Annotated in this window: 2 protein-coding genes; both read left to right on the forward strand. The window is 68.5% G+C overall.

From position 1 onward, the window contains the following. Position 1: 1 nt before the first annotated feature. Positions 2-4648 carry a non-ribosomal peptide synthetase gene (locus DZC73_RS20315; protein ID WP_124542208.1) on the forward strand — a complete coding sequence of 1549 codons (4647 nt, stop codon included), beginning with the start codon at positions 2-4 and terminating at the stop codon, positions 4646-4648. Further along, positions 4641-13697, forward strand: a complete 9057-nt coding sequence (locus DZC73_RS20320) for a non-ribosomal peptide synthetase/type I polyketide synthase (protein ID WP_161974667.1) — start codon at positions 4641-4643, stop codon at positions 13695-13697. The genes DZC73_RS20315 and DZC73_RS20320 overlap by 8 nt, the downstream gene beginning before the upstream one ends. The last annotated feature ends 21 nt before the right edge of the window (positions 13698-13718 follow it).

A 13718-nucleotide genomic window follows, 5' to 3' on the forward strand; every position in this document is an offset into this window, starting at 1 on the left:
CATGCAAGACAAGACCACTGCATCGGCAACCAGCATGCAACTGCTGCTGGTGCAACTGAGCGAGCTGAACATCAAGCTCAAGATCGAGGGCGACCAGCTCCAGGTCAATGCGCCCGCGGGGGTGCTCAATGCCGCCTTGCGCGACGCGCTCAAGGAGCATCGCGAAGCGCTGAAGCAGCACCTGGCCCGCAGCGCGGCCACACCCGTGGCCTCCTGGCCGCGCATCGCCGCCGACCTCGGCAAACGCAATGAGCCCTTCCCGCTGTCCGATGTGCAGCATGCCTACTGGGTGGGGCGCAGCCGCGGCCTGAACCTGGGCGGCGTTGCCACGCACTACTACTACGAGCTGGACTGCGAGCAGCTGGACTTCGCGCGCTTCACCGCCGCCTTCCAGCGTTTGATCAACCGGCACGACATGCTGCGCGCCGTGGTGCACGACGACGGCCGACAGCAGATCCTCAACGACCTGCCGCCCTTCGTGATGCCGATGGACGACATGCGCTGCGCATCCGTGGCCGATCGTGAGGCCCGCATGCAGGCGCTGCGCGACGAGCTGTCGCACCAGCAGCTGCCGGCGAACCGCTGGCCGCTGTTCGACATCCGCGCGGTGCGCACCAGCGACAGCCACACACGGCTGTACTTCAGCTGGGACTTCATCAACCTCGACGCCTGGAGCCTGTACGGCATCTGCCGCGAGTGGAACACGCTGTACGACGACATCGATGCGCCGCTGCAGGACATCGGGCTGTCCTACCGCGACTACGTCCTCGCCGAGCGCTCGATGCGCAGCTCGGAGATGTTCGCGCGCGACCACGACTACTGGTGGAACCGGCTGGACAACATTCCCGCCGCGCCGCAGTTGCCGGTGCTCACGGGTGCCGCCAGCGAGAACCCGCAATTCACCCGGCGCCGCTTCCGCATGGACATGCCGCAATGGGATTCGCTCAAGCGCCGCGCGCAGTCCATGGGCATCACGCCGTCGGCACTGCTGCTCGCGGCCTATGCCGAAGTGCTGGCCTTCTGGAGCAAGGAGCCGCGCTTCTCGCTGAACATGACGCTGTTCAGCCGCCTGCCGCTGCATGAGGACGTCAACAAGCTCGTGGGCGACTTCACCTGCCTCACGCTGCTCGAAGTGGACGCCGCCCACCTGCCCAGCTTCAGCCAGCGTGCGATGGCCATCCAGCAGCAGTTCCTGCGCGACTTCGAGCACCGGCTGGTCAGCGGCGTGGACGTGCTTCGCGAATGGTCCAAGCGCAAGGGCTACGGCCTGCATGCCGCCATGCCGGTCGTGTTCACGAGCTGCCTGGTGCTCAACTCCGCGCAGGGCGACGATGCCGGGCTGGTCGAGTCCTTCGGGAAGATGGTCCACGGCATCAGCCAGACGCCGCAGGTCTGGCTGGACAACCAGGTCATGGAAGACAGCCAGGGCCTGGTGCTCAACTGGGACGCGCTGGAGGAGGTCTTCCTCCCCGGCGTGCTGCAGTCGATGTTCGACAGCTACTGCGGGCTCATCCGCTCGCTGGCCAGCTCCAGCGAAGCCTGGGACGCCGGACACCCCTTGCAGCTCCCGCAGGACCAGGGCCTGCAGCGCGCCCAGGTCAACGACACGCAGGCCGAGCTCAGCGACAAGCTGATGCACCAGCTCTTCGTGGAGCGCGCCCTCGCGCAACCGCAGGCCGTGGCCATCGCCACCAAGACCCGCAGCATCACCTACGCCGAACTGCTGTCGCGTGCCGTTGAACTGGCCGGCCTGCTGTTGGAGCGCGGCGTGAAACCCGCGGAGGTCGTGGCCGTCGTCATGCCGCGCGGCTGGCAGCAGGTCGCCGCGGTGCTGGGTATCATGATCGCGGGCGGCGCCTACCTGCCGGTGGACGCCGAACTGCCGCAGGCGCGCCGCGACCAGCTCTTCGAGCAAAGTGCAGCCGCCATCGCGGTGACGTCGAGTGAACTCGAAGGCCTGGAATTGCCCCCATCCGTCCAGGTGGTGACGCTGCCCGAACATGCCGGCTGGTCGCCCGTCACCGCCGCACCGCCGCTGCGCCAGGCGCAAGACAGCCTGGCCTACGTGATCTTCACCTCCGGCTCCACCGGCGTGCCCAAGGGCGTGATGATCGACCACCGCGGGGCGGTCAACACCATCGAGCACATCAACCGCCTGTTCGGCATCACCAGCGCCGACAAGACGCTGATGGTGTCGGCGCTGAACTTCGACCTGTCCACCTACGACATCTTCGGCCTGCTCGCCGCCGGTGGCTGCATCGTCATTCCCGACGACGCCCGCAGCGTGGACCCCGAGCACTGGATGGACCTCATCGCCACGCACGGCGTCACGGTCTGGAATTCGGCGCCCGCGCTGATGTCCATGCTGGTGACCCACATGGAAGGCTTCGACGAGCCGCCGGCCCGCGGCATCCGCCTGGCCATGCTCAGCGGCGACTGGATTCCGCTGTCGCTCAAGGCCCGCCTGGATGTCTGCCTGCCGCACGCGAAGCTGGTCAGCCTGGGCGGCGCGACCGAGGCCTCGATCTGGTCGATCTTCCATCCGTTCGAAGGCGTCGACCCGGCGTGGAAGAGCATTCCCTACGGCAAGCCGCTGCCCAACCAGACCATGCACGTGCTGAACGACCGCATGCAGCCGTGTCCGGTCAACGTCACCGGGCGCATCTTCATTGGCGGCATCGGCCTGGCGCAGGGCTACTTGAACGATGCCCAGAAGACGGCGGCGAAATTCATCCGCCTGGAAGACGGCACCCGCCTGTACGACACCGGCGACCTCGGCCGCTACATGCCCGACGGCAACATCGAGTTCCTCGGCCGAGAGGACTCGCAGATCAAGCTGCGCGGCCACCGCATCGAGCTGGGCGAGATCTCGGCAGCGCTGCGTTCCAAGCCCGGCGTGCGCGAATCACTGGCAGTGGTGGACGGCGACGGCCGCAGCGAGCAGCAATCGCTGTGGGTCTACCTGCTGCTCGACCGCGAGCACCAGCACGAGATCCTGCTGCCCGTCGCGGAAGACGTGGACACCGACGGCTTCTCGCCGCAGGCCATCGGGCGCATCGTGTCCGACGAGGAAAAGCTGCTCCCGCTGGCCGTGCTGGACGAGCCCACCCGCGAGCTGTGGGCCCAGCTGGACGGCCTGTACCTGGAAGCCGTGGTGAATGCCTTCCTGCACACGCCGCTGGCCGAGCCGGGGCGCGAGGTGTCCGTGCAGGACATGATGGAGTCGCTCAATGCCGCCCCGCGCTACGAGCGCTGGATGCGCCGGGCACTGCGGCACCTCGTGGCCCACGGACTGCTGCACGAAAGCGGCGACCGCTACCACGCCCCGCAGGAACTGCCGCGGCGCGACCTGATGGAAGTGTCGCGCGACGTGGAAGCCCGGCTCAACAGCGTGCTGGGCCTGACCGAGCGCGAGGCGCGCTGGTTCACCGTCAGCGCGGAGCACCTGCGCGCGCTGCTGAGCGAAGACCTGCACTCCGCGGAGCTCTACACCTCCGAGGAAACAGCCATCATCTACCAGAAGCTGTTTCCCGATTCCCACGTTCAGCTGCGCCGTTCCTTGAATGCACTGCTGGCCCTGCGACCCGGCCATCCGATGCGCGTCATGGAGGTGGGCTCCGGCCTGGGCTCGGCCACGCAGCACGTGCTGCCGGCACTGGCCGGGCACTGCGCGCACTACGACTTCACCGACATCTCGCAGTACTTCCTCAAGCGGGCGGCCGACAAGTTCAGCGCCTACGACTTCGTCCACTACGGCCTGCATGACCTGGACCGCGCGCCCGAGCTGCAAGGCTTCAAGCCGCATTCGTACGACCTCGTCATCGCTTCGAGCGTGCTGCACGACGTGGGCGACATCCCCGGCACGCTGCGAAACCTTCGCCGCCTGCTGAGTCCGGGCGGCACGCTGATGCTGCTGGAAGAGACGAAGTTCTTCCCGTCCTTCGACCTCACCATGGGCCTGCAGCAAGGCTTCGACGTGTTCCGCGACGGCCGCCAGAACCATCCGCTGCTCGAACGCGTGCTGTGGCGAGAGCAGTTGCAGGAAGCCGGCTTCGATGGCATCGAAGTGCTCAACGTCGAGGGCAGCGTGTCTGATTTCGTCGGCTTCGACGTCATCCTGGCGCAAACGGTGGAACCCGCCTACGCGCTGGACGACGAGGCGCTGGACCGTCACCTGCTGCAGCGCCTGCCGGCCTACATGAAGCCCACGGGCTACCAGGTGCTGGCCGAATTCCCGACCACCGCCAACGGCAAGATCGACTACCGGGCTCTCTCGCGTCCCATCCGCGGGCGCGGAGGCAGCGGCTCGATCAAGAAGCCGGCCAATGCGCTGGAGCAGCAGCTGCTCGACATCTGGTGCGAGACGCTGGGGCAGGACGCCATCAGCACCACCAGCAGCTTCTTCGAGATCGGCGGCGACTCGCTGCTGCTGGTGGAGGTGCGCAACCTCATCAAGCAGCGGCTGGGCCTGCACGTGGCCACCACGGTGCTGTTCGAGCACCCGAGCATCACCGCGCTCGCGCAGTTCCTCTCGTCGCAGGACCCGCAGCAAGGCGGACTCACCGATGCATCCAGCCGCGCACAGCGGCAACGCCAGGCGCTGCGGCAACAACGCGGCGCCAACCAGGGAGCCCGAGAACATGTCTAAGGATTCCATCGCAACGGATCCGAACAGCATCGCCGTCATCGGCATGTCCTGCCGCATGGCAGGCGCATCGAGCGTCGACGAGTTCTGGGCCAACCTGGCCGCGGGCAGGGAGTCGATCCGCGACCTGGGCGACGCCCAGCTGCGCGAGGCCGGCATCTCGCCCGAGGCCGCCAGCCACGAGCGCTACGTGCGCCGCGCCAGCAGCCTGGACGGCGTGGAGATGTTCGACGCGCGCTTCTTCGACTTCACGCCGCGCGAGGCAACCATCACCGCACCGTCGCAGCGCATGCTGCTGATGTGCGCCCATGAAGCCTTCGAGGACGCCGGCTACGACCCACGCAACTGCAACCCCAACGTGGGCGTGTTCGCCGGCGTGAACCGCTGCGACGACTGGCAAAAGCGCCTGTACGAACTGGCCGACACCGAGTCCGGCGAGTTCGCCAAGATGCTGCAGCTGTACATCGCCAACGACCTCGACTACGCCGCGACGCGCATCTCCTACAAGTTCGACCTGAAAGGACCGAGCTTCAACGTCAGCACCGCCTGCTCCACCTCGCTGGTGGCCATCCACCAGGCCTGCCGCGCCCTGCTCTCCTACGAGTGCGACATGGCGCTGGCCGGCGGCGCGAGCGTCGTGCTGCCGCAGGACGCCGGCTACATCCACGAGCCCGGCGGCATCCAGTCGCACGACGGGCGCTGCCGCGCCTTCGACGCCAGCTCGGACGGCACCATCTTCGGCAACGGCGCCGGCGTGGTGCTGCTCAAACGGCTGGACGAGGCCATCGCGGACCGGGACAACATCCATGCCGTCATCCGCGGCACTGCGATCAACAACGACGGCGCCGCCAAGGTGGGCTACACCGCCCCCAGCGTGCAGGGCCAGTCGCAGGTCATCCTCACGGCGCTGGAACTGGCCGGCGTCGATCCCTCGGACGTCGGCTACGTCGAAGCGCACGGCACGGGCACCTCGCTGGGCGACCCGATCGAGATCGAGGCGCTCACCCGCGCCTACCGCGCCCGCACGCGGCGCAAGCGCTACTGCGCCATCGGCTCGGTCAAGACCAACATCGGCCACCTGGGCGCGGCCGCCGGCGTGGCGGGCTTCATCAAGACGGTGCTGGCGCTCAAGCACCGGCAGATTCCAGCGAGCCTGCACTACCGCACGCCCAACCCCGAGATCGACTTCGACAGCAGCCCCTTCGTCGTCAACACCGAGCTCAAGCCCTGGGCCGCGGCAGGCCAGCCGCGCATCGCGGGCCTGAGTTCCTTCGGCGTGGGCGGCACGAATGCGCACGCCATCCTGCAGGAAGCGCCGTCGCAGCCGTCGACGGGCAGCTCCCGTCCGCAGCAACTGCTCGCACTGTCGGCCAAGTCGCCGGCCGCGCTGGACGCGCAGGTGCGCCGCCTGCTGGACAAGGTCTGCGCGTCGCCGGAGCTGGACCTGCCCGATGTGGCCTACACGCTGGGCATGGGCCGCACGGCGCTGGAATACCGCGCCACGGTCGTGGCAGGCAGCCGCGACGAAGCCATCGCGAAGCTGGCCGCGATGAACGTGTCCGCCGAGGGCGCGGGCCCGGCACAACGCTCGGTCAAGCTGGCACTGATGTTCCCGGGCCAGGGCTCGCAGCATCCGAACATGACGCTCGGCCTCTACCAGGCCGAGCCGGTGTTCCGCGACACCGTGGACCGTTGCGCCGCCTTGCTGGAGTCCTCGCTCAAGCGCGACATCCGCAACCTGCTGTACCCGCGCCCCGGCCGCGAAGCCGAGGCCGACGCCGCGCTGCAGCGCACCGAGAACGCCCAGCCCGCGCTCTTCGTGACCGGCTATGCCATGGCCCAGCTGCTGGAAAGCTGGGGGCTGCAGGCGGATGCGACCATCGGCCACAGCATCGGCGAGTACGTGTCGGCCTGCCTGGCCGGCGTGTTCTCCCTGGAGGACGCACTGAAGCTCGTGGCCGAGCGAGGCCGCCTCATGCAGACCATGGTGCCCGGCCGCATGCTGGCGGTGGCCGCCAGCGAGCACGACATCAAGCCGCTGTTGGGCGATTGCAGCCTGGCTGCCGTCAACGGCCCGCAATGGTGCGTGGTCTCCGGCCCGCTGGAGGCGATGGCCGCCTTCGAGCAGCGGCTGTCGTCAGCCGGGCGGCCGCTGCACACCTCGCATGCGTTCCATTCGTCCACCGCGGACCCGATCCTGGAAATCTTCCATGCGGTGGTGCGGCGCGTGACCTTGCGCGCACCGACGCGGCGGTTCATCTCCAACCTGAGCGGCGACTGGATCCGCGACAGCGAGGCCGTGGACCCGGCCTACTGGGTGAAGCAGTTGCGCGGCACCGTGCGCTTCCATGCGGGCGTCAGCACCCTCATGCGCGAAGGCCGCATGGTGTTGCTCGAAGCCGGTGCGAGCCAGTCCCTCACCGCACTGGTGAAGTCCTTCGGCGTGCCCGATGGCGACCTCGTGGTGGCGCCCTGCTGCCGCAGTGCCAAGCAGGATGCCAGCGCCGATCTGTCCATCCTGCTGCAGGCCCTGGGCCGGGCCTGGACGGCGGGACGCAGCGTCGACTGGAAGGCGTTCTACGCCGGAGAGCGGCGTGCCCGCGTGTCGCTGCCGACCTACCCGTTCGAAGGACAGCGGCATTGGCTGGAGCGCGTGCCCGGTCGGTCTCGCGCGGTGCAGGTCAACGCACCGACCACGGCGACACCGACGTCTGCGCCCGCAGCCGTTGCCGCTGCGCCCATCGTGCCAGGCAAGAGCGCATCGGCCCTCGTGCAGCGCCTGGCGGGCACGGCGCCCGAGGCGCGTCAATCGCTCATGGAAGCCTTCGTCGGTGAACGCGTGCGTGCGCTGCTGGGCCTGTCCAGCGGCGACCATGCCGGCACGGCACTCGTGGAACTGGGCCTGAGCTCGCTCATGGCCATCGAGCTGCGCACGGAGCTGAACGCCGCGCTGCAGGCGGACCACGTGTCGGTCATCCAGTTGCTCGACGAGAACACCAACATCCGCACGCTCGCGGCCCACTTGCTGGAGATGGTCGCGGCCGGCCCAGTGGCATCGGCCGAAGTGCAGGTGCCAGAACCCACCGTGGCAGCCAACACCACGCCAGTGCCCGAGGCACCGGTACAGGTGGAAGCCAACGAGTTCGGCTCCGCCGTCAAGAGCATCACGCCCGACCTCGACAGCCAGTTCCTGCCCTTCCCGCTCACGGAGATCCAGCAGGCCTACTGGATCGGGCGGCACAACGCGGGCAGCGGCGGCAACGTCGCCACCTACGCCTACATCGAGACGGAGATCCGCAACCTCGATGTGGCCCGCTACGAGTTCGCCTTGAACGAGATGGTCAGGCGCCATCACATGCTGCGCATGGTGGTCCAGGAAGACGGCCAGCAGCGCTTCCTGCCCGAAGTGCCCGCCTACCGGATTCCCGTGGACGACCTGAGCATGCTCAGCCCGCAGGAGGCCGAGGCCAGGCTGCTGGAAACCCGCGACGCCATGTCGCACCAGGTGCTGGACCCGACCGTCTGGCCGCTGTTCCAGCTGCGCATCTCCAGGATCACGCCCCAGCGCTGCCGGCTGCACTACGGCTTCGATTTCATGATCGTCGACGTGCTGAGCCTGCTGGTGTTCTTCCGCGACATGTTCCTGCTGTACATGGGCGAGCAGGACCGGCTGACGCCGCTGCAGCTGAGCTACCGCGACTACGTGCTCGCGGAGAAGGCCAACCGCGGCTCCGAGCAGTTCCAGCGCTCGCGGCAGTACTGGCTCGACCGTGTGCCCACGCTCGCAGCGGCGCCTTCGCTGCCGCTGACCTGCGAGCCCTCGGCCATCGCCGCGCCGCGCTATGTGCGCCGCGACTTCGAGCTTGACCGCGACACCTGGAGCCGGCTCAAGGCGCAGGCGCGCCAGTACAAGGTCACGCCCTCGGTGCTGATCGCCACCGCGTATTCGGAGGTGCTGGCCAAGTGGTGCGCCTCGCCGCGCTTCACGCTGAACCTCACCATCTTCAACCGTCCGCGCCTGCATCCGCAGATGAACGACCTGATCGGCGACTTCACGTCCTCGGTGCTGCTCGAAGTGGACATGTCGCAGGTGGAGGCCTTCGAGTCCTGCGCCCGCAATATCCAGAACCGCCTGATGTCGGACCTGGAGCACCGCCACTTCAGCGGCGTGGAAACACTGCGCGCGCTGAACAGCCAGATGGGCGGCTACCAGGCCGTGGTGATGCCCATCGTGCTGACCAGCGCGCTGGGCCTGGACCAGCACGCCGAAAGCCGCCTGGCCGGCCTGGACGAGTCCAAGCTGCAGGTCTACGAAGAGATGATGACCCTGGGCCACACCATCTCGCAGACCTCGCAGGTGTGGCTGGACCACGTGGTGCGCGAGAAGAACGGCGCGCTGCTGTGCAACTGGGATGCGCTGGAAGAGATCTTCCCGCCGCGCATGCTCGACGAGATGTTCTGCGCCTACTACGACCGGCTCATCGAGCTGGCCAGCGAAGGCGAAGCCGCCTGGCGCAGCCTGCGGCCCGTCGCCCTGCCGCATGAGCAGCAGGCGGCGCGCGACCTCGTCAATGCCACCGAGGCGCCCATCAGCAACGCCCTGCTGCAGACCCTGTTCGAGCACCAGGCCACGCGCACGCCCGATGCGCTGGCCGTGGTCAACGGCGACGTGCGCCTGAGCTACCGCGAACTGCTGGTGCTCGCCACGCACCTGGGCCGGTCGCTTCGGGAGCAAGGCGCGCGGCCCAACGAGCTGGTGGCCGTGGTGATGGAAAAAGGCTGGGAACAGATCGTCGCCGTGTTCGGCATCCTGTTCTCCGGCGCGGCCTACATGCCGGTGGACGCATCGCTGCCCCCCGAACGCGTGCGCCATCTCCTGCAGCAAGGCGAGGTTCGCATCGCGCTCACGCAGACCCGGCTGCTGGACCGCATCGACTGGCCCGAGGCCGTGCGTGCCCAGGCCATCGACCGGCAGCAGATCGACGACAGTTGGCGCCGCCGCGACATGCCGGTCACGCTCACGCCCGTGCAAGGTCCCGGCGACCTCGCCTACGTGCTGTTCACCTCCGGCTCCACCGGAGTCCCCAAGGGCGTGATGATCGACCACCGCAGCGCGGTGAACACGGTGCTGGACATCAACCAGCGCTTCGGCATCACGCCGGCAGACCGCGCCATCGCGATCAACGCGCTGAACTTCGACCTCTCGGTGTACGACGTGTTCGGCCTGCTGTCAGTGGGCGGCGCGCTGGTCATGCCGCTGGCCGAGCGCCTGCTGGATGCATCGCACTGGTCCGAGCTGGTGCTGGCCGAACGCGTGACCTTCTGGAACACCGTGCCGGCGATCGTGCAGCTGTATGTGGAAGAGCTGGAAGCCCAGGGCGCCCGCGGCCGCCAGCCGCAGGAGGCCGCCGAGGCCTTGCGGCTGGTGTTCATGAGCGGCGACTGGATCCCGGTCAGCCTGCCCGACCGCATCCGCGCCGTGCTGCCCGCGGCCAAGCCCATCAGCCTGGGCGGCCCGACGGAGACCACGGTGTGGTCGATCTACTACCCGATCGGCCGGGTCGAGCCCGAGTGGAAGAGCATTCCCTACGGCAAGCCGCTGGCCAACCGCACGCACCACGTGCTGCATGCGGACCTGACCGACTGCCCCGACTGGGTGCCGGGCGACATCTACACCGGCGGCCGCATCGGGCTGAGCCAGGGCTACTGGCGCGATGAGGAAAAGACCGCCAAGGTCTTCATCAACCACCCGTTGACCGGCGAGCCGATCTACAAGACCGGCGACGTGGGCCGCTTCCTGCCCGACGGCAACATCGAGTTCATCGGCCGCTCGGACCACCAGGTCAAGGTGCAGGGCCACCGCATCGAGCTGGGCGAGATCGAGCATGCGCTGACGCATTGCGAAGGCGTGCGCGATGCGCTGGTGATGGCGGTGTCCGATGGCGCAGGCGATGCGCAGCGCGCCGGCCATCGACTGGTCGCGTTCGTCGTCGAGCAGGCGAGCGCGGACGACGATTCGTCCATCGTGAACCTCATGGCGTCCGAAGGCGTGCTGCGCGATCCGATGCAGCGGGCGGCCTTCAAGCTCACGCAGTCCCACCTGCGCGCATTCGACGAAGGCACGCAGGCCGTGGCGCTGCCGCATGCGCCGCGGCGCGAACAGCCTCTGCGCTGGTCGCCGTCGGCCTGCCAGACCATGCCGCCGGCTTCCGCCACTTCGCGCAACACGGCATCGCTCGACTCGCTGGGCCTGTGGCTGTCGTGCCTGGCCCAGGTGCGCCTGGCCGATGCCGCACTGCCGAAGTACTTCTACCCGTCGGCCGGCTCCGCGCACCCGGTGCAGTGCTACCTCTACGTGAAGGCCGGCGCCTTCAGCGGCGTGGCCGAGGGCTGCTACTACCACGACCCCGCCGGCCACCGGCTGGTCCGCGTCGCGCCGGCCGGCGCCTGGAATGCGCAAAAGGCCATCGGCCCCGCGCTCGATGCCTGCGGCTTCGCGCTGTTCCTGGTGGCCAACCCGGCCGCCATCCTGCCGCTTTACGGCGAGGTGGGCGTCGAACGCTTCGCGGCGATCGAGGCCGGCCACATGCTCAACCTGTTGTCGGGTTCCGCACGCCATGCGGGCCTGGCCGCATGGACCGGCACGGCCGCGGATGAGGCCATGCTCCTGGATGGACTGTCCCTGCCGGGCGAGCATCGCCTCGTGGCAGCGCTGTTCGGCGGCGGCCATGCCGTGCCGGCCGACCTGCCCGCCACGCCGATCGACTGCGTCGTGCGCCAGAGCTACCGCCGCTACCTCGGCGACGGCGTGAAGGCGCCGCAGCTTCGGCAACTGCTGTCGACGCTGGTGGAGGCCCAGGGCCCGCGCGCCGGCACGGCCGACATGCCCACGCTGTGGCTGCACGTGAAGCCCGGCCGCGTCGAAGGCCTGGCCGGCGGCCTGTACCGCGTGGATGCCGCCACCGCCGAGCTCGAACTGCTGTGCCGGCTGGACAGCGGCCTGGGCGGCAACCTGCAGTACATGGAGAACCGTCCGATCCACGCGGGTTCCGCGTTCTCGGTCATCTTCATGCGCGACCAGGCGCAGGCGACCATGCAGCAACTGGTCCAGACCGGGCACCTGGCGCAGACGCTGCTGCACCGCGCGCCAGGTCTTGAGATCGGCCTGTGTTCGACCGGCGGCGCGCGCATCGACCTGCTGCGCCGGCATGTTCCCCTGGCGGATTCCTTCGAGGCCTTCTATTGCCTCGAAGGCGGCTCCATCACGCCGCAGCAGACCCTGGCCTGGGACAACGCCGAGTTCATGCCGCTGGACCCGGTCCAGGCGTGGCGCGACACGCTGCGCGCCCGCCTGCCGTACTACATGGTGCCCTCCAGCTTCGTGCGCCTGAAGAGCTTCCCGCTGACCGCCAACGGCAAGGTGGACCGCAAGGCGCTGGCGCAGCACGGCATGGCCGGCGCATCGGCGCCGACCGAGCGCGAGCTGGCGCCGCCGCGCGATGAGCTGGAGTCCGCGGTCCACGCCGCGTGGCTGGCAGTCCTGGAGATCGGTGAAGCCGGCATCCACGACAACCTGTTCGAGCTGGGCGGCGATTCGCTGATGGCCACCAAGCTCACCGCCGAACTGGCACGCACGCTGGGCCTGAACCTGCCACTGCACAAGGTCTTCGCCGATCCCACCATCGCCGGCATGGCAGCGCAGTACCGTGCGCTGCAAGGCAGCGATGCAATGGCTTCGTTGCCGACGCCAACCAGCCCGGCCACGGCGCAGCAGGTGCTGGGCGAATTCGCTGCGGTGTCGGCGCAGCTGATGCGAGATGCCTCGCAGGACCTGCCCCTGGTCATCGACCACCGCATCCCGGGCGACCTGGGCAGTCCCAAGGCCATCCTGCTCACGGGTGCCAACGGCTTCCTCGGCGCGCATGTGCTGCATGAGCTGCTCAAGCGCACCTCCGCGGACGTGTTCTGCCTGGTCCGCGGCAAGGACCGCACGGAGTCGCTGCGGCGCATCGAGGCGAGCCTCTCCCTGCACGGCCTGGACGCAGCGCGCTACCGCCACCGCATCCATGCGCTGGCGGGCGACCTCGCCAAGCCCAACCTGGGCCTGGCTGCGGACGAGCATGCCGCCGTGTGTGCCGAGGTGGACGTCATCTACCACCTCGGGGCGCAGGTGAACTACGCCCGCACCTATGCCGACCTGAAGGCGGCCAACGTTGGCGGCGCGCGCGCCATCATCTCGCTGGCAGCCACGGGCAAGCGCAAGGGCATCGTCTACGTGTCCAGCAAGTACGTGTGCTTCGGGCTCGACGAGCACGGCGTGGCGATCCAGCAGTCGGAAGACCGCATCGCCCGGCCGGATGGGCTGTTCATCGGCTACACGCAGAGCAAGTGGGTCGCCGAGAAGCTGTTCGAGCGCGCAGGCGATGCCGGCATCCCGGTGGCCATCGTGCGCCCCGGGCAGATCAGCGCCGCGGCCCACGGCCGCACGCACCTGCCCGACGACGCCTTCCACCAGCTGGTGAACCTGTTCCGCTCGGTGGGCTCGCGTCCGCACGATGGCGAATGGTCCGACGGGGTCATCGACATCGTGCCGGTCGACTACTGCGCTGCAGCGATCGCGGCCATCGGCCTGAAGGCCGGCAGCTACGGGCGGCATTTCCACCTGGTCAATCCGCAGCCGATGTCGATGGACAACTTCTTCGCCACGCTGCGCGAGCTGTCCACCGGACCGGCGCCGCAGGTCCGCTCCTTCGAGGAGTGGGCCAACGACTGCCTGTCCGCGATCCACGCGCTGGACGACAAGGTGTCCGCCTTCGTGCTCGAGAAGTTCTTCGTGGCGACGGAGCATGGCCGCTTCATCAAGGGCCTGTTCATCGATGCCAGGCTGTCCCGAGACAACGTCAGCGCCGCATTGACCGGCAGCGGCATCACCTGCCCTGCCGTCAACGTGGAACTGTGGCGGCGCTACCTGCAGACGGGAGCCGCCGACGGGAGTCCCCCGCCGGCGGGTTCAGACCAAGAAGCCCGGCACGCCACCAGCCAGCCGGCCTGATTCCATCCATCCATTCACCCA

This window comes from Rhizobacter terrae (assembly GCF_003852895.1).
Taxonomy (GTDB): Bacteria; Pseudomonadota; Gammaproteobacteria; order Burkholderiales; family Burkholderiaceae_C; genus Albitalea; species Albitalea terrae.